Source organism: Thermus sp. LT1-2-5, from assembly GCF_040363165.1.
GTDB lineage: Bacteria > Deinococcota > Deinococci > Deinococcales > Thermaceae > Thermus.
This window is the reverse complement of sequence record NZ_BSRG01000005.1, coordinates 108,014-125,050: the sequence shown is the minus strand read 5'-3', so window position 1 is coordinate 125,050 and position 17,037 is coordinate 108,014. Positions and strand designations below refer to the sequence as shown.

The following is a 17,037-nucleotide window of genomic DNA, read 5'->3' as shown; positions in this document are numbered from 1 at the left end:
CCCCATCCTACCCCCAGCCGGGGTAGGCTAAGGGCATGGGCTACGTGCCCCCGCCCACGCCCCAGCACGGCCTCGAGGAGGGCCCCATCCTCCTCAAGGACGGGCGCACCGCCCTCCTGCGCCGGGCCACCAAGAAGGACCTCCCCCTCTTCGTGGACTTCCTGAGGCGGCTTTCCCCGGAGTCCTTGCGCATGCGCTTCTTCTCCCCCATCTCCCCGGAGAAGGCGGCGGAGCTCCTCCTTTCCCCCAAGCCCGAGGAGGAAAAGGTGACCCTCATCGTCCTGGCGGGGGACCCTCCCAGGATCGTGGCCACAGGGGAGTACGTGCGGGTCAAGGGGGAGGACACCGCCGAGGTGGCCTTCCTGGTGGAGGACGCCTACCAGGGGAAGGGCCTCGGCACCCTGCTCCTGGAACGCCTGGCCCTCATCGCCGCCAAGCGGGGGGTGCGGCGCTTCCAGGCCTTCACCCTGGCGGAAAACCGCCAGATGCTGAACGTCTTCAGGGAAAGCGGCTTCCAGGTGCGGGCCCACCGGGAGGGGGGGGAGGTGGAGGTGGAGTTTGAAATCCTCCTGGAGGAGAAGGTGGCGGAGCGCTTTGAGTGGCGGGAAAAGGTTTCCACCTTGGCAAGCCTCCATCCCTTCTTCTTCCCCCGGGGGGTGGCGGTGGTGGGGGCGAGCCGCGACCCGGAAAGCATCGGCTACCGCGTCCTGGAAAACCTCATCTTCGGCCGCTTCCAAGGGCCCGTCTACCCGGTGAACGAGGCCATCGGCAAGGAAGGGGGCACGGTGGGCCCCCTTCTCGCCTACCCCAGCGTGGAGAGCATCCCGGGCCCCGTGGACCTGGCGGTGATCGCCGTACCCAAGGACCGGGTCTTGGGGGCCTTGGAGGCCTGCGGCCGCAGGGGGGTTCGGGGGGCCATCGTCCTCACCACGGGCTTCACCCCGGAAGAGGCCCGGGCCCTGGCGGACAAGGCCCGCCGCTACGGCATGCGCCTCTTGGGGCCCGGCTCCTTGGGCCTCGTGCACACCCACCCCGAGGTGCGCCTGGCGGCGGCCTTGGCCCCTTTGCCCAAGGCGGGACCCTTGGCCATCTCCAGCCAGTCGGGCACCCTGGGCCGGGCGGTGATGGCCTACGCCGAGGGGATGGGCCTCGGCGTAGCCTCCTTCGTGTCCTTGGGCGCCAAGGCAGACCTCTCCTCCAACGATCTCCTGCAGTTTTGGGAGGAGGACGAGCGCACCGGGGTAATCCTCCTCTACCTGGAGGGCTTCGGCAATCCCCGGCGCTTTTCCCGCCTGGCCCGCAGGATCGGCAAAAAGAAGCCCATCCTGGCCGTCCACCCCTCCCGCGACCCCTTGGTGCGGGCCCTCTTCGCCCAGGCGGGGGTGATCCGGGCCAACGACCTGGAGGAGGCCTTTGACGTGGCCGCCCTCCTCTCCCTGGGCCGCCTGCCCGAGAACCCCCGGGTCCGCCTCATCTCCAACGCTTCCGGCCCCTCCAACCTGGCCCTGGAGGCGCTTCGGGAAGGGGGGCTTCAGGTGGAGCACGTGGACCTGGGCTCCACCGCCAAGGCGGAGGACTTCGCCCAGGCCCTGGGGGAGGCCCTGGAGAGCGAGGTGGGGAGCGTCTTCCTCCTCTTCGTCCCCATGGGCTTCGCCTCCGAGGAGGAGTTCTTGCGCCTGGTGGAAAGCGCCTCGGGGGAAAAGCTCCTCCTGGCCTGCGCCATGGGGGCGCCGGGGGTGCGGGCCCGGGTGCTGGGCCAGGCGGCGCTTTACCGCTTTCCCGAGTCGGCGGCCATCGCCTTGGCCCGGGCCTGGGCCTATCGGGGCTGGCGGGATGAGCCCCTTTTCTTCCCGGACTTTCCAGACCTCCGCCTGGAGGAGGCGAGGCGGCTTCTGGAGGGCAAGAAGCGGCTAAGCCGCGAGGAGGCGGAGGCTCTGCTAAAGGCCTTTGGCCTCCCCTTGGGGAAGGAAAACGGCCTCACCCTCCACCTCAAGGCCGAGCCCCATCCCCTCTTCGGCCCCGTGCTCACCCTCCTCCTGCCCACCCCCTTGGGGGACCAGGCCCTGGGCCAGCGCCTTTCCCCCCTCACGGAAAAGGACGCCCGGGAACTCCTAAAGCCCCTGGAGGGCCTCGAGGACCCCGCCCCATACCGGGAGATCCTCCTCCGCCTCTCCCGCCTCCTGGAGGAGTTCCCCCAGGTGGAAAGCGTCCAGTTGGAACTCCAAGGGCCCAAGGTGGCCCGCTTCGAGGTGCGCCTTGCGGATCCAAAGCCCCGCTAACCCCAAGGTGAAGGCCCTCGCCGCCCTAAAGGAGCGCAAGGAGCGGGAAAGGACGGGGCTTTTCCTGGTGGAGGGCAGGCGGGAGGTGGAACGGGCCCTGAAAGCGGGCCTCGCCCTGGAAACCCTGGTCCTAGGCCCCAAGGCGCTTCCCGAAGACCGCCTCCTGGCGGAAAGCGCCCCGGTCCTGGAGCTTTCCCAAGAGGCCCTGGAGCGGGTTTCCACCCGGGAAAACCCCGCCCAGGTCCTAGGGGTCTTCCGCATCCCCCAAAGGCGCCTGGAAGGGGTGCGCCTTCCCCCAAACCCCCTGGTCCTGGCGGTGGTGGGCCTGGAAAAGCCGGGCAACCTGGGGGCCATCCTGCGGGCGGCGGATGGGGCCGGGGCGGACCTGGTGTTGGTGGCGGCAGGGGTGGACCTCTATAGCCCCCAGGTCATCCGCAACTCCACGGGGGCGGTCTTCGCCCTGCCCGTCTTCCCCGTGGCGGAGAAGGAGGCCTTGGCCTTCCTCCAGGCCCAGGGGCTTCGCCTGGTGGCCGCCACCCCCGAGGGGGAAAGGCTTTACTGGGAGGAGGGCTACCAAAAGGGGGTGGCCTTCCTCCTGGGGGCGGAGGACGAGGGCCTCCCCCAGGCCTGGAAGGAGGTGGCCCAGGCCCGGGTGCGCATCCCCATGCGGGGGGTGGCGGATAGCCTCAACGTGAGCGTCTCCGCCGCCCTCCTCCTCTACGAGGCCCTGCGCCAGAGGTCCGTGGCGCCCTTGTAAGTTTGCACACGCCTCCGACGAAAGGTGGAAGTTAGCCTAGAAGACAGGGTGAAAGGCATGAAACACCGGGGCGTTTCTCGGCTGTTGCCGTTGGCGGGATTATGGGGGTAGTTCCAGCCTTCTACGGCTTTTCGCCCCATGACTGCGGCTTGGACGTAAAGGACTGCCCGTACATGCCCATGTGGGACCGATAGGGGAGCCACCATGGGCCCTCTTCTCGCCGCCCTCATTCTCCTCCTCGCCGCGCCTCAGTTTGGGACCTCCCTGGTCCTGGGGGCCAGCCTTCTCCTCCTAACCCAACGGCTTTTCCCTACCGGCTTCCTGGGGTGGGCCTTCCTTCCAGGGCTCCTCGATGGCTTCGGCAAGCCCCTTGCCTCCTGGCTTCCCGAGTGGGCCTCGGTTTCTTTTTTCCTGCTCCTCTATGGGCTTTTCCTCACCACCCAGGGGCGTCCTTGGGCAAGCCTCTTCCTCCTACCCCCCGCCCTCTCCTTGGGCCCTGGTGGGCTTTTCCTTTTGGGGGTCCTGCACGGGGTTAGCCTTTTGGAAGGCACCCGGGCTCAGGCCCAAGCCCGGGGAGAGGCCTTCCAAACCCCTTCCTATGCCCTGGCCATTCCCTTCCTCCTGGGGCTTGCGCTAGGAGGGCTCGCCTTTTTCCCCTTGCCCCACCTTCCTCTCCCCTCCTTGCCTGAGGTTCCCTTTCCCACCCCAAGCGGGGCGTATGGCTCCCCTGAGGGAGGGGTGGTCTACGGGGCCCCGGAAGGCGGGCTTCCCCTTTGGGCCCTTTGGCTAAACCGCCTCTTTCCCTACGCCCACTCCCTGGCCCTCCTCCTCCTTCTCCTCGCCCTTCTCCCCCTTTTGGGCCGGGGGGAGCGGTTCCCCTACCAGGGCGTCCACCTCCTTCCCGTGCTCCTCGCCCTGGTGGCTGGGGGCCTCTTTTTCCTCTACGTGGGCACCTTAGGGAGCGGGGAAACGGGGGCTGCCGCGGGCAACCCCGCCGGGCCCACCGCCCCTCCCCAGGCCCTTCCTTCCCCCGCCACCCCGGGCCCCAGGCGGATGGCGGAGGTGGGCCTGGCCCTGGCCGGGCTTTCCGCCCTCTTCACCCTGGCCCTTCTCCTCACCTTGGGGTTTTTCCTCTGGCGCCTCCGCCCCCAGGGAAAAGGGCAGCGGGAAACCGGGACAGGCCCGAAGCGGCCGAGGCCCTCGAGGCCCCCCCTCCCCGAGGACCGGGTGCGCCGGGCCTACACCTTGGCCCTAAGGGCCTTAGGCCAAACGGGCTTCCCCCACCTCCCCCACGAGGGCCCCATGGAGTACGGCAAGCGGCTCCACGGGCTTTTTCCTGAGGTCCAACCCGCCCTTTGGGAGCTCACCCAACTCTACCTGCCCGTGCGCTACGGCGGCCGAGCGGGAGAAGCGGGGGCGGAGCGGGCGGAGGTCCTCTTGGAGGATATCCTTAGGCTATGCTCCTCGCACGGGTCCAAGAAGCCTTAGCGGGCCGGGTTTTTCTGCGGGAGGAAACGCTTAAGCTTTCCTTGGCCACCTTCCTGGCCGGAGGCCACCTCCTCCTGGAGGACGTTCCCGGGACGGGAAAGACCACCTTCGCCAAGGCCTTGGCCCGGGTCTTGGGCCTTTCCTTTAGCCGCATTCAAATGACCCCGGACCTCTTGCCTCAGGACCTCACCGGGGTCTACCTGTACCGGGAAGGCGGCCTCTTCTGGGAAAAGGGCCCCCTTTTCGCCCAGGTTCTCCTGGTGGACGAGCTCAACCGGGCCACCCCCCGCACCCAGTCGGCCCTCCTCGAGGCCATGGGGGAAGGGCAGGTGAGCCTGGAGGGGAAAACCCACCCCTTGCCCCAGCCCTTCTTCGTCCTGGCCACGCAAAACCCGGTGGAGGAGGAGGGTACCTACCCCCTGCCCGTGGCCCAGCGGGACCGCTTCGCCGCAAGGCTTTCCCTAGGCCTTCCCGACGAGAAGGCCCTCCTTCAGGCCCTGCGGGAAAAAGACCCCCTGGAAGGCCTGGCGCCCGTGGCCCAGGCGGAAGAGCTTTTAGCCCTGAGGCAGGCGGTGCGGCGGGTGCGGGTGGCGGAGGAGCTTTTGGACTACCTTCTCGCCCTGGCCACCTGGCTTAGGGAACGGGAGGAGGTGCGCCTTGGCCCCTCGCCCCGGGCGCTTCTCCAGGTGGAGGGTCTGGCCCAGGCCCTGGCCTTCTTGGAAGGCCGCTCCTTTGTCGTCCCTGAGGACCTCAAGCGGGCCTTCGCCGCCGCCATCCCCCACCGGCTGCTCCTGAGGCTCGAGGCGGAGCTTTCTGGGGTAAGCCCCGAGGGCTTGGTGGCGGAAGCCCTAGGGGAGGTCCCCGTGCCGGTGGAGGCCCCGTGAGCCTGCTCGGGCTTTTGGCCCTAGGCCTCCTTTCCCTCCTCTACTGGGCTCCCCACCTCGCCCGGGTCCGGGTTCACGCCCACGGTTTTCCCCCGGGCTTTCCCGGGCAACGGGGGGAGGGCCGGGTAGCGGTGGCGCTTTTTAGCCCCTTGCCCCTCCTTTTCCGCCTCGAGGCCCTTCCCTCCGCCCCCTTAGGCCTGGCCCCCAGGGCCCTTTCCGGGGTGGCCTGGGGGCGGTTGCGCCTCGTCTTGCCCCTCGGTTACGCCTACCGCCGGCGGGGCCTACACCCCCTACGCCTCTCCTTAGGGCTCCAAAGTCCCTTGGGGTTTGGAAAAAGGGTCCTTGTCCTGGAAGCGGGCCACGTCCTGGTCTACCCCTCCCTCCGGGCCCTTCCCCCCTACCGGCCCGCCCCAAGCTTCTATGCGGAAGGCCTGCCGGCCACCTTTGGCCTTCCCGACCCCCTGGAGGCCAAGGGCCTCCGCCCCTTCACCCCAGGGGACACCCCCAGGCTCCTCGCCCGCAAGGCCAGCGCCCGCCTGGGCTACCCCGTGGTGCGGGAGGTGGAGAAAACCCTTCTCGGTAGCCTCTTCCTCCACATAGACACCCAAAGCCTCCACCCCAGCTACCTGGACCACGCAACGAGCCTCGCCGCCTGGCTCCTCCTCCAAGCGGAGGCCCGGGGAGAGCGCTTTGGCCTTTCCGCCGGAGAAGTCCTGCCCCTGGGCCGGGGAAGGGCCCACCTGGAGCGTGCCCTTTCCCTCCTGGCCCGCCTGGCCCCCACCCCCGGCCCCGCCCTTCCACCCCCCGCCCCCTGGGGGAGCACCTACCTCTCCTTACCCAAGGAGCGGAAGAGGCCTTTTTAAAGGCCGCCCTCCTGGGGGCGAGGCAGGCCCGGAAAGGGGTCCTCCTCCTTCTGCCCGAGGGCTACTTCCTCTTCCCCGGGGAAAAGGGCCGCCCGGCGCGGGGCCGCACCCCCGGGCTCCTCCGCGCCCTGGCCCTTAGGGGGGTGCTGGCCGCCCACCGCCTGGAGCTCCGGGTGGTGCGGGGGGACGAGCCCCTTCGTTTATAAGCCCCCCCTCAACCCCCTTGACAAAAGGAGGCGGGGGCAAAATAATGACCCTTGGTTTGACACTCTCGGCCTTTGAGCGTCAAAGGGGGGAGTGAAGATGGCTGCGGAGGTGAAGACCGTGATTAAACCCCTAGGCGATCGGGTTGTGGTGAAGCGGATTGAGGAGGAGCCCAAGACCAAGGGCGGCATCGTGCTCCCCGACACCGCCAAGGAGAAGCCCCAGAAGGGCAAGGTGATCGCGGTGGGCTCGGGCCGCATCTTGGACAACGGCCAGAAGGTGCCCCTCGAGGTCAAGGAGGGGGACATCGTGGTCTTCGCCAAGTACGGCGGCACCGAGATCGAGATTGACGGCGAGGAGTACGTGATCCTCTCCGAGCGCGACCTTTTGGCGGTTCTGCAGTAAGGAGGTGAGCTATGGCGAAGATCCTGGTGTTTGACGAGGCGGCCCGCCGGGCGCTGGAGCGCGGCGTAAACGCCGTGGCCGATGCGGTGAAGGTGACCCTTGGCCCCCGGGGCCGGAACGTGGTCCTGGAGAAGAAATTCGGCTCCCCCACCATCACCAAGGACGGGGTGACGGTGGCCAAGGAGATCGAACTGGAGAACCACCTGGAGAACATCGGGGCGCAGCTCCTCAAGGAGGTGGCCTCCAAGACCAACGACGTGGCGGGCGACGGCACCACCACCGCCACCGTCTTGGCCCAGGCCATCGTGCGGGAGGGCCTGAAGAACGTGGCCGCTGGGGCCAACCCCCTCGCCCTCAAGCGGGGCATCGAGAAGGCGGTGGAGGCCGCGGTGGAGAAGATCCGCTCCCTGGCCATCCCCGTGGAGGACCGCAAGGCCATTGAGGAGGTGGCCACCATCTCCGCCAACGACCCGGACGTCGGCAAGCTCATTGCCGACGCCATGGAGAAGGTGGGGAAGGAGGGCATCATCACCGTCGAGGAGTCCAAGAGCCTGGAGACCGAACTGAAGTTCGTGGAGGGGTACCAGTTCGACAAGGGGTACATCTCCCCCTACTTCATCACCAGCCCCGACACCATGGAGGCCGTCCTGGAGGACGCCTTCATCCTCATCGTGGAGAAGAAGGTCTCCAACGTCCGCGAACTCCTCCCCATCCTGGAGCAGGTGGCCCAGACCGGCAAGCCCCTCCTCCTCATCGCCGAGGACGTGGAGGGCGAGGCCCTTGCCACCTTGGTGGTGAACAAGCTCCGGGGCACCCTCAACGTGGCCGCGGTGAAGGCCCCTGGCTTCGGTGACCGCCGCAAGGAGATGCTCAAGGACATCGCCGCGGTCACCGGCGGCACGGTGATCTCCGAGGAGCTCGGCTTCAAGCTGGAGAACGCCACCCTGTCCATGCTGGGCCGGGCCGAGCGGGTGCGCATCACCAAGGACGAGACCACCATCGTGGGCGGCAAGGGCAAGAAGGAGGACATCGAGGCCCGGATCAACGCCATCAAGAAGGAGCTGGAGACCACCGATAGCGAGTACGCCAAGGAGAAGCTCCAGGAGCGCCTGGCCAAGCTGGCGGGCGGCGTGGCGGTGATCCGGGTGGGGGCCGCCACCGAAACCGAGCTCAAGGAGAAGAAGCACCGCTTTGAGGACGCCCTCTCCGCCACCCGGGCGGCGGTGGAGGAGGGCATCGTGCCGGGCGGCGGCGTGACCCTCCTTCGGGCCATCAGCGCGGTGGACGAGCTCCTGAAGACCCTCGAGGGCGACGAGGCCACCGGGGCTAAGATCGTGCGCCGGGCCCTAGAGGAGCCCGCCCGCCAGATCGCCGAGAACGCCGGCTACGAGGGCTCCGTCATCGTCCAGAAGATCCTCTCCGAGACCAAGAACCTCCGCTACGGCTTCAACGCCGCCACCGGGGAGTTCGTGGACATGGTGGAGGCGGGCATCGTGGACCCCGCCAAGGTGACCCGCTCCGCCCTGCAGAACGCCGCCTCCATCGGCTCCCTCATCCTCACCACCGAGGCGGTGGTGGCGGAGAAGCCCGAGAAGAAGGAGTCCACCCCCGCCCCCGCGGGCGCCGGGGACATGGACTTCTAAGCGCCTAAGGCGAAGGGCCGGGTTTTACCCGGCCCTTTTTCCTTTAGAAGGGCACCGCCTCCTCCTTGGCCCCATTCCCCCCGTTCCCCTGGAGGAAGGCCTCCCGGTCGGGCACCAGGTAGGCGCGGAAGCCTTCGGCCTCGAGGGCCAAGCGGGCCTCCTCCGCCACCCGGGCCTCCCGCAGGGCAAAAAGGGCCTCGCCAAAGGGACCCTGCACCCGGACATAGAGGGGAAGGGCCCCAGGGTGCTCGTCTAGAAGGCTTTTGAAGAGGGCCACCCCCTTCTCGTCCAAAAGGGCGTGGTCCACCTCCACCTCCACCGCCTTGGGCGCCTCCGCCACCTCCTCGTGGGTCCAGACCCCTTGGGCGATGACCCTGAGCCCCCCCTCCTCCCGCTCCACCTCCGCCAGGACCAGAAGGGGCGTGTCCTCCTTGAGCTTGGGGGAAACCCCCTCGTAGGCCCGGCCGAAGGCCACCACCTCCAGGGCCCCCGTCTCGTCGGAAAGGGTGAAGCGGGCCATCATCCCCCCGCTCTTGGTGGGCTTGCGCACCACCTCCTCCACCATGCCCGCAAGGAGGACCCGGGACCGGGGCGGTAGCCCCCGCACGAACTCCTCCAGCTCCTCCAAGGCGCAGCTCGCCGCTTCCTTAAGCCCGGGGTAACGGAGGACGGGGTGGCCAGAAACGTAGATGCCCAGGGCCTCCTTCTCGTAGCGGAGCCGGGTGATCTCGTCCAGGGGCTCGGCCTCCACCAAAGGGGGCTCCTCCACCTCGGCAAAGAGGCCCATCATCCCCGAACGGGCCCGCTCCCGGCTCTCCGCCGCCCAGCGCAGGAGGGGCTCTAAGGAGGCGAGGAGCCGCGCCCGGTCCCCAAAGGCGTCGAAGGCCCCCGCCTTGATGAGGGACTCGAGGGTGCGCTTATTGACCACCTTCTCGTCCAGGCGCTTCAGGAAGTCCCCCAGGCTCTTGAACGGCCCACCCTGCTCCCTCTCCCTAAGGATGGCCTCCGCCGCCGCCTCCCCCACGTTCTTCACCGCAGAGAGGCCGAAGAGGATCTCCTCCCCCACCACCTTGAAGTCAAAGCCGGAGCGGTTGATGTCCGGGGGCAGGACGGGAATGCCCATGGCCCGGGCATCCCTTATGTACTCCGCCACCTTGTCCGAGTCGTGGCGCTCCACGCTGAGGAGGGCGGCCATGAACTCCACGGGGTAGTGGGCCTTCACGTAGGCGGTCTGGTAGGAGAGGAGGCTGTAGGCGGCGGCATGGCTCTTGTTGAAGCCGTAGTTGGCGAAGGCCTCCAGCATATCGAAAAGCCGATTGGCCTCCTCCTCCGGAACGCCCCGCTCCTTGGCCCCCCGCACGAAGCGCTCCCGGTGTTTTTGCATTTCCTCCACCTTCTTTTTGCCCATTGCCCTCCTGAGCAGGTCCGCCTCCCCCAGGGAATACCCCGCCACCGCCGAGGCGATCTGCATGATCTGCTCCTGGTAGACGGGGATGCCGTAGGTTTCGTCCAGGATGGGCCTCAGGTACTTCTCCGCATGGGGGAACTCGGCGTAGCTCACGGGCTCCTGGCCGTGGTGGCGGCGGATGTAGGTGGGGATGTGCTCCATGGGCCCGGGGCGGTAGAGGGAAACCAAGGCGATGATGTCCTCCACCCGCCTGGGCTTGAGCCCCCGCACCGTGGCCGTCATGCCCCCCGACTCCAGTTGGAACACCCCCTTGGTCTCCCCCCGGGCGAGGAGCTCAAAGGTCTTGGGGTCGTCCAGGGGAAGCCGATCGTAGTCCAGGACCACCCCCTTGGACTCCTCCACGATCCGCTTGGCCTCCTCCAAAAAGGTAAGGGTGCGGAGGCCAAGGAAGTCCATCTTCAAGAGGCCCAAGGCCTCCACCGCCCCCATGTCGTACTGGGTGACGGGGCGGCCCTCCTGGTCCCGCATGAGGGGGACGAGGTCGGTGAGGGGCTCGGCGGCGATCACCACCCCGGCGGCGTGCACGGAGGCGTGGCGGTTTAGGCCCTCGAGGCGCATGGCCACCTCTATGACCTCCCGCACCTTGGGGTCCTTCTCCATCTCCGCCTTCAGCTCCGGCACCACCTGGATGGCCTCGGCCAAGGGCTTGGGCTTGCCGAACTGCACGGGGATGAGCTTGGCCAGCTCCTCCGCCTTCTTGTGGGGGATGCCGTAGACCCGGGCCACATCCTTCAAGGCGGCCTTGGAGGCCAGGCTCCCGAAGGTGCCGATCTGGGCCACCTTGTCCTCCCCGTACCGCTCCCGCACGTACTGGATCACCTGGTCCCGCTTGCGGTCGGAGAAGTCCGTGTCGATGTCCGGCATGGACACCCGCTCGGGGTTCAAGAAGCGCTCAAAGAGGAGGCCAAAGCGCAGGGGGTCGATGTTGGTGATGCCCACGGCGTAGGCCACCAGGCTCCCCGCCGCGCTTCCCCGCCCAGGGCCCACGGAAACCCGGTGCTCCTTGGCCCAGTTGATGTAGTCCTGCACGATGAGGAAGTACCCGGGAAAGCCCATGCGCTCAATCACGGAAAGCTCGTAAAGGGCCCGGTGCAGGATGGCCTCCGCCGTCCACTCCCGCACCCCCTCCAAGGGGGGAAGCTCGGCCATGAGCCTTTCCCAGGCCTCCTTCTCCACTTGGGCCAAGGCCTCGGCCAAGGCCTTGCCGTCCCCGTGGGGCGGGATCTTCCCCAGGCGGCGGAAGAGCTCCCGGTAAACCTCCGGGGTGATGCGGTCGGGGTAGCGGTCAAGGAGGCCCTTTAGGGTGAGCTCCATCAGGTACTGGGCCTCCGTGCGCCCCTCGGGGAGGGGGAAGCGGGGAATGCGGTAGACCATCTTGTCCCCGATGGGGAGGTCCACGTTGCACAGGCGGGCGATCTCCACCGTGTTGTCAAAGGGCTCGTCCCCCCACTCCTCCTCGGGGAGCATGGCCCGCATCTCCTCCGGGGTCTTCACGTAGAACTCGTCGCAGGGAAAGCGCCAGCGATCGGGGTCGTCCAGGGTGCTCTTGGACTGGATGGCCAGGAGCACCTCGTGGGCCCGGGCGTCCTCCTTCCGCACGTAGTGGCCGTCGTTGGTGGCCACCATGCCCAGGCCGTACTTGCGGGCGAACTCCTTGAGGACCTGGTTGACCTTTTGCTGCTCGGGAAGGCCGTGGTTTTGGATCTCGATGAAGAAGCGGTCGCCGAAGATGGAGAGGTACTCGTTGAGCCGGGCCTCCGCCAGGTCCAGGCGGTCTTGCAGGATGAACTGGGGGATCTCCGCCCCCAAGCACCCAGAAAGGGCGATGAGGCCCTCGGCGTGCTCCCGTAGGATCTCCCGGTCGATGCGGGGCTTTTCGTAGAAGCCCTCGAGGTAGGCCCGGCTCGCCAGGCGCACCAGGTTCTGGTAGCCCTTGAAGTCCTTGGCGAGGAGGGTGAGGTGAAAGTAACCCCCATCCAGGCCCTTGCCCCGCTTACGGTCGTAGCGGCTTTCCGCCGCCACGTAGGCCTCGTATCCCAGGATGGGCTTCACGCCCATGGAGGTGGCCTTTTTATAAAACTCCACCGCCCCAAAGAGGTTGCCGTGGTCGGTCATGGCCAAGGCGGGGTCCTCGGGGGAAACCTCCTTGACCCACTTGAGGAGGTCAGAAAGCTTGGCCGCCCCGTCCAGAAGGGAGAACTGGGTGTGCTGGTGCAAGTGGGCAAAGCGGAGCTTTCGGCCCATAGGCCCTAGTTTAGCTTGACGGCGCCTCCCACCCCGGTCAAAGTGAGGGCTCAGGATGACCCTGGGTGAGCTTCGGGAAGAAGTCTGGAACGCCCTGGCCCGCTTCGGCCTCGCCCTCCACCCCACCCCTCCCCACGGCCACCACCCCAACTTCCTGGGGGCCAGGAAAGCGGCGGAGCGCCTCCTCAAGACCCCGGAGTTTCAAGGGGCTAAGCGCATCCTGGCCGGCATGGACGCCGTGCTCAAGCCCCTCAGGGAGGAGGCCTTGCGCCAGGGAAAAGAGCTTTTCCTTCCCCATCCCGACCGGCCGGGGGAGTTTTTGCTCCTCAAGGACCTGGACCCCAGGCGGCTCAAGCGGGTGCGGGAGGCCTACCGCTACGGAATACCCGTGAGCCTGGAAGGGCAAAGCCTGGACCTCGTCCTCATCGGGGCGGTGGCCGTGGACGAGGAGGGGGGCTGGGTGGGGAAGGGCTACGGCTTTCCCCAGGCCTGGCTCCGGGTGGAAGCCCCCTTCGCCACCCTGGCCCACCCGGTGATGGTCTACCCCAGGCTCCCCGTCCCCCCCGAACGGCGGGTGGACCTCATCGCCACGCCCCAGCGGCTCATCCGGCCCGGAGGCCTAGAATAAGTCCCCCCACAAAGCTTGCCCCAAAGGGCAGGTTGTAGGTGAGGGTGGCGAGGAGCCTCTCCCAGAGGCTCTTTAGGCCAGGCTGCTGGAGCAAAGGCTCCACGTCCCGCTGGATGCGGGTCCAGTCCACCTCCACGTAGCCGGCCTGGGCGAGGAGCTGCAGGGCCACGAAGAGAAGCCCTAGGGCCAAAGCGAGGAGGCGGCCCACCTTCTTCAAAGCGTAGCCCACGGCATAGCCGGCCAGGCCGCCAAAGGTCATCTGCCCAAGGTAAGGGGTAAGGTCGGGAAGCTCCACGCCTCCCACCCTAGCGGGGCAAGGCCCTTGGGGCAACTAGGCGAGGCCTAGCAGGTGGGCCTCCCGCTTCATGGCCTCGAGCACAAAGGCCAGGTGCTCGTCCAAGGGCACCCCTAGCTCCTCGGCCCCCAACCGGATCTCCTCCCGGTTCACCCCCTTGGCGAAGGCCTTGTCCTTGAACTTCTTCTTCAGGCTGGAAAGCTCCAGGCCCAAGATGGAACGGTCCGGGCGCACGTAGACCGCGGCGGCGATAAGGCCCGTGAGCTCGTCCACGGCGAAGAGGGCCTTGGCCATGAGGCTTTCCCGGGGAACCCCGGTGTAGCTGGCGTGGGCCAGGATGGCCCTGAGGACCTCCTCAGGGTAACCGAGGCGCCTAAGCTCCTCCACCCCCCGGTAGGGGTGCGCCTCGGGGTACTTCTCGTAGTCCATGTCGTGGAGGACCCCGGCCATGGCCCAAAGCTCCTCGTCCTCCCCAAAGCGGCGGGCGTAAGCCCGCATGGCCACCTCCACCGCCCGCATGTGCCGGCGCAAGGACGGGCTTTCCGTCCAGGCCTCCATGAGGGCCAGGGCTTCCTCGAAGCGCGGCATGCCCTAAAGTATAGCCATGCGCATCGGCTACGGGGAGGATAGCCACCTTCTTGCCGAGGGAAGGCCCCTTTACCTCTGCGGCCTCGCCCTGCCGAGCCCCGTGGGGGCGGTGGCCCACTCGGACGGGGACGCCGCCCTCCACGCCCTCACCGACGCCCTCCTCGCCGCCTATGGCCTGGGGGACATCGGCCTCCTCTTTCCCGATACCGACCCCCGCTGGCGCGGGGCGAGGAGCGAGGCGTTCTTGCGGGAGGCCCTGGCCCGGGTGGAGGCCTTGGGGGGGCGGCTCCTCCAGGTGAGCCTCGTCCTCACCCTGGATCGGCCCAAGCTTTCCCCCCACCGCCAGGCTTTGGTGGAAAACCTGGCCCGCCTCCTGGGGCTTCCCCCGGACCGCGTGGGCCTAAGCTTCAAGACCTCGGAGGGCCTGGCCCCCTCCCACGTCCAGGCCCGGGCCCTGGTGCTTTTGGATGGTTGAGGCCCTGGTTTGGCTTGGGACCCTGGTCTTCGCCGCCACCGGGGCCCTGAAGGGGGTGGAAAAGGGGTTTGACCTCCTTGGGGTCTTGGTCCTGGCCACGGTGACGGCGGTGGGGGGTGGCTCCATCCGCGACGTCCTGGTGGGCGCCCTTCCCCCTAGCGCCCTCAAGAACGAGCCTCTCCTTTGGAGCGTGGTGGGGGTGGGGGTTTTGGTCTTCCGCTTCCACCCTCGAGTGCAGGCCCTGGAGAAGCCCATCTACTACCTGGACACCCTGGGCCTTGGCCTCTTTGCCGCCTTGGGGGCGGAAAGGGGGCTGGCGGCGGGCCTAGGGCCTTTTGGGGTGGCCTTGGCGGGGACCCTTTCCGGGGTGGGGGGTGGGGTCTTGCGGGATGTGCTCTCCGGCGAGGTGCCCGGGATCCTCTACCGGGCCGGAGACCTCTACGCCTCCGCCGCCCTGGTGGGGGCCTTGCTGGTCTACGCCCTTCACGGAAGCCACCCCGAGCTCTCCCTCTTCGCTGGGGCTTTGGCCACGGTGCTCCTCCGGGTCTTCGGCCGTCGGCTTGGCCTAAGGCTCCCCACCCCCCGCTAAGCCCAGGGCCTACTTGAGCCTGGCCAGCTCCTGGCGGGCCCTTTCCTGGTCGTAGCGATCAGCGGCGGTCTTGGCGGGCAGGGAAAGGGCGATTTCCAGCTGTTTCCTAGCCTCCTCCTTTTTGTTCCAGGCGGCCAGGACCCGGGCGTACTCCACCCGGTGGATAATCCCATCAGGCTCCAGCTCGATGGCCTTTTTCATCAGGGGTTCCACCTTGCCCCCATCCGCCCCTTGGGTGGCGGCCACCAGCCAGCCCTTTTGCACCAGTTCGAAGTGCCAAAGGGCCAGGGCCACCATGGCCCCGGCGTGGTCGGGCTTGAGCTTCAGGGTTCTTTCCAGGTCGTTCCGAATGCGGGGCGCAAGCCCCTCGGAAAGGGCCTCGAGGATCCCCTTGTACTGGGAAAGCCGCCCCAAAGCGCGGGCCCGCTCAAAGTAGCCCTCTGGGTAATTAGGATCCTTAGCAATGGCCTGGGAGGCGGCCTTTTCCGCCTTCTCAAACCAGGCCCGCTTCTCCTCGGTCTTGGCCTCATAGAGGGCGTAGAAGCTCGCCCCCTTGGCCGCCAGGGCCAAGGCCTCGGGGGTACCGAGCTTGAGGCCCATTTCGTAGGCCTCCTGAAAGCGCCCCGCATCCACCAAGGCCGCCACCTGGGAGGCTTGGGCCAGGGCCAAGGTCAACAACGCCGACGCCAAGATCACCGTCCATCGCTTCATGGGTTTCACCCGGTGGGATTATACCGGGTACAAGACGGAGGGCGTAAACTGGAAGCCATGAAGCCTATTTGGGGATGGATGGTTATCCTTTCCCTTCTCGTTCCCCTGGTTTGGGCCCAAGGGGCCGAGGAGTATTTCGCCCGTTGCCAAAGGCTATACCAACAAGGGGCCCTGGAAAGCGCCCAGATGACCTGCGAGCTCGCCCTGGTGAGCAACCCCAGCCACGCCCCCACCTTGCGCCTTCTCACCCGCATCGCCCTGGAAAGGGGCGACCTGGCCCAGGCGGGGGCTTACCTGGAACGCTTGGGGGATGACCCCGAGGGCCAGGTCCTGAAGGCGCGGCTCCTTTTGGCCCAGGGGAAGCCGGAGGAGGTCCTGCGCCTTCCCTTGGGGCAGGAGCCGGAGGCGAGGCTGGTGCGGGCCTTGGCCCTGGAGGCCCTAAAACGGCCGGAGGAGGCCCTAGCGGAGGCCCAAACCCTGCCCCCCACCCCGGAGGTGCGCCTCCTTTTGGCCCGGCTCCACCTGAGCCTGGGCAACCCTGAGGCGGGCCTATTGGCCTTGGGCTCCACCCGGGAGGAGCGGCTGGAGCGGGGGCGCCTGCTTTTTCTGGCGGGGCGGCCCGAGGAGGCCGCTTCCCTTTTGGAAAACCTCCTCCCGGAGTTTTCCGCCAGGCCCGACCTGAAGGCCCAAGCCCTTTCCACCCTGACCCTGGCCTACCTGGGGCAAGGGGACTGGGGGCGGGGCCTTGCGGCGCTTGGGCAACTGGCCCAGGTGGAAAACCTCCCCGGGCGCTTCCTGGCCAAGGCCTGGCCCTGGTTCCTCGCCCTCCTGGCCTTCTTGGTCCTGGTCCTTTTAGGGGAAAGCCGCATCGAGCCCTTGCGCACCGTGGAGGTGGTGGAAAACCCCCTGCCGGGGCCGGGAAGCCTCTACCTCCTGGCCCTTATGGCCCTCCTTTTGGCCCTGGGCTTTGCCGCTTTGGTGGGCAAGCTCCTTTTCGCCAACCTCCTCGCCTTCCTCACCCCCTACCAAGGGGAAAGGGTCCTCCCGAGCCTCTATCTGGCCTACGGGGCCTTCCTCCTCTTGGGCCTTCTCCTTTGGCAAAGGAAGCGGCTTCCCGCCCTTTTAGGCGCTTGGGGAAGCTGGGTAGAGGGGTTTTGGGTGGGGCCGGTCCTGGTCCTTCTCCTCCTCCTCTACGGCCTCCTCCGCCCTTACCTGGGCCTATCCACCCTGCCCCTAAACCTCCTCACCTTCTTGGGCCTGGCCCTCATGGAGCCCTTCTTCCGCGGCCTCGTCCCCCTGGTGTTCCAGGAGCGGTACAAGGACCTCTCCCCCGCCCTTTCCGCCCTCTTCTTCGCCCTGGTGGTGCCGGGGCCCACCCTTTTTCTTCTCCTCGTGGGGGCGGGGCTTCTGTGGGCCAAGGAGCGGGCGGGGAGCGTCTTGGGCCTAAGCCTGGGCTGGGTGGTGGCGGGGGTGGTCCTCTCCCTCTTTCCCCCCGCTTGGCTGAGGCGCTTCTAGC

The 17,037-nt window shown here is 67.6% G+C and carries 15 protein-coding genes; 11 read left to right on the top strand and 4 right to left on the bottom strand.

The genetic code is table 11. The features are described from left to right. Nucleotides 1–35: 35 nt before the first annotated feature. From ABXG85_RS06830 to groL, 7 genes are all read left to right on the top strand, one after another. A complete protein-coding gene (locus ABXG85_RS06830; RefSeq protein WP_353512973.1) occupies nucleotides 36–2,279 on the top strand; it encodes a GNAT family N-acetyltransferase in 2,244 nt (747 codons plus the stop codon). Then, complete coding sequence (locus tag ABXG85_RS06825; protein WP_353512972.1) at nucleotides 2,257–3,036, top strand: TrmH family RNA methyltransferase; 780 nt, start codon at nucleotides 2,257–2,259, stop codon at nucleotides 3,034–3,036. Before ABXG85_RS06830 ends, ABXG85_RS06825 begins: the two co-directional genes overlap by 23 nt. Nucleotides 3,037–3,240: 204 nt before the next feature. Next, the gene (locus ABXG85_RS06820; RefSeq protein ID WP_353512971.1) at nucleotides 3,241–4,524 is read left to right on the top strand and encodes a DUF4129 domain-containing protein; all 1,284 of its coding nucleotides are present in this window, start codon (nucleotides 3,241–3,243) and stop codon (nucleotides 4,522–4,524) included. Next, nucleotides 4,494–5,408, top strand: a complete 915-nt coding sequence (locus ABXG85_RS06815) for an AAA family ATPase (protein WP_353512970.1) — start codon at nucleotides 4,494–4,496, stop codon at nucleotides 5,406–5,408. Before ABXG85_RS06820 ends, ABXG85_RS06815 begins: the two co-directional genes overlap by 31 nt. Next, on the top strand, nucleotides 5,405–6,271 hold the full coding sequence (locus ABXG85_RS06810) for a DUF58 domain-containing protein (RefSeq protein WP_353512969.1): 867 nt from the start codon (nucleotides 5,405–5,407) through the stop codon (nucleotides 6,269–6,271). Before ABXG85_RS06815 ends, ABXG85_RS06810 begins: the two co-directional genes overlap by 4 nt. 303 nt (nucleotides 6,272–6,574) lie before the next feature. Beyond that, nucleotides 6,575–6,880: a co-chaperone GroES gene (gene groES / locus ABXG85_RS06805; protein ID WP_015716023.1), complete on the top strand. Its 306-nt coding sequence runs from the start codon at nucleotides 6,575–6,577 to the stop codon at nucleotides 6,878–6,880. A gap of 11 nt (nucleotides 6,881–6,891) precedes the next feature. Next, the gene (gene groL / locus ABXG85_RS06800) at nucleotides 6,892–8,523 is read left to right on the top strand and encodes a chaperonin GroEL (RefSeq protein ID WP_353512968.1); all 1,632 of its coding nucleotides are present in this window, start codon (nucleotides 6,892–6,894) and stop codon (nucleotides 8,521–8,523) included. Between the two features lie 43 nt (nucleotides 8,524–8,566). Here the strand turns inward: groL and dnaE are convergent, their stop codons facing one another. Further along, nucleotides 8,567–12,235, bottom strand: coding sequence for a DNA polymerase III subunit alpha (gene dnaE, locus ABXG85_RS06795; RefSeq protein WP_353512967.1), 3,669 nt, complete (start codon nucleotides 12,233–12,235; stop codon nucleotides 8,567–8,569). A gap of 55 nt (nucleotides 12,236–12,290) precedes the next feature. Between dnaE and ABXG85_RS06790 the strand changes: the two genes are divergently transcribed. Beyond that, nucleotides 12,291–12,863: a 5-formyltetrahydrofolate cyclo-ligase gene (locus ABXG85_RS06790; protein WP_353512966.1), complete on the top strand. Its 573-nt coding sequence runs from the start codon at nucleotides 12,291–12,293 to the stop codon at nucleotides 12,861–12,863. On the opposite strand, the gene ABXG85_RS06785 is transcribed toward ABXG85_RS06790, so the two are convergent. Further along, nucleotides 12,838–13,158 carry an FUN14 domain-containing protein gene (locus ABXG85_RS06785; protein ID WP_039460133.1) on the bottom strand — a complete coding sequence of 107 codons (321 nt, stop codon included), beginning with the start codon at nucleotides 13,156–13,158 and terminating at the stop codon, nucleotides 12,838–12,840. The genes ABXG85_RS06790 and ABXG85_RS06785 overlap by 26 nt on opposite strands. Before the next feature lie 36 nt (nucleotides 13,159–13,194). Then, on the bottom strand, nucleotides 13,195–13,746 hold the full coding sequence (locus ABXG85_RS06780) for an HD domain-containing protein (RefSeq protein ID WP_353512965.1): 552 nt from the start codon (nucleotides 13,744–13,746) through the stop codon (nucleotides 13,195–13,197). Nucleotides 13,747–13,762: 16 nt separating this feature from the next. On the opposite strand from ABXG85_RS06780, the gene ispF reads away from it, so the two are divergent. Together ispF and ABXG85_RS06770 are read left to right on the top strand one after the other, a co-directional pair. Beyond that, nucleotides 13,763–14,221 (top strand): 2-C-methyl-D-erythritol 2,4-cyclodiphosphate synthase, encoded by a 459-nt coding sequence (gene ispF / locus ABXG85_RS06775; RefSeq protein WP_353512964.1) that lies wholly within the window; start codon nucleotides 13,763–13,765, stop codon nucleotides 14,219–14,221. Next, the gene (locus tag ABXG85_RS06770; RefSeq protein WP_353512963.1) at nucleotides 14,214–14,810 is read left to right on the top strand and encodes a trimeric intracellular cation channel family protein; all 597 of its coding nucleotides are present in this window, start codon (nucleotides 14,214–14,216) and stop codon (nucleotides 14,808–14,810) included. Before ispF ends, ABXG85_RS06770 begins: the two co-directional genes overlap by 8 nt. 9 nt (nucleotides 14,811–14,819) lie before the next feature. On the opposite strand, the gene ABXG85_RS06765 is transcribed toward ABXG85_RS06770, so the two are convergent. Beyond that, complete coding sequence (locus ABXG85_RS06765; protein WP_353512962.1) at nucleotides 14,820–15,521, bottom strand: tetratricopeptide repeat protein; 702 nt, start codon at nucleotides 15,519–15,521, stop codon at nucleotides 14,820–14,822. Nucleotides 15,522–15,578: 57 nt separating this feature from the next. On the opposite strand from ABXG85_RS06765, the gene ABXG85_RS06760 reads away from it, so the two are divergent. Further along, a complete protein-coding gene (locus ABXG85_RS06760; protein ID WP_353512961.1) occupies nucleotides 15,579–17,036 on the top strand; it encodes a tetratricopeptide repeat protein in 1,458 nt (485 codons plus the stop codon). Nucleotide 17,037: the final 1 nt, after the last annotated feature.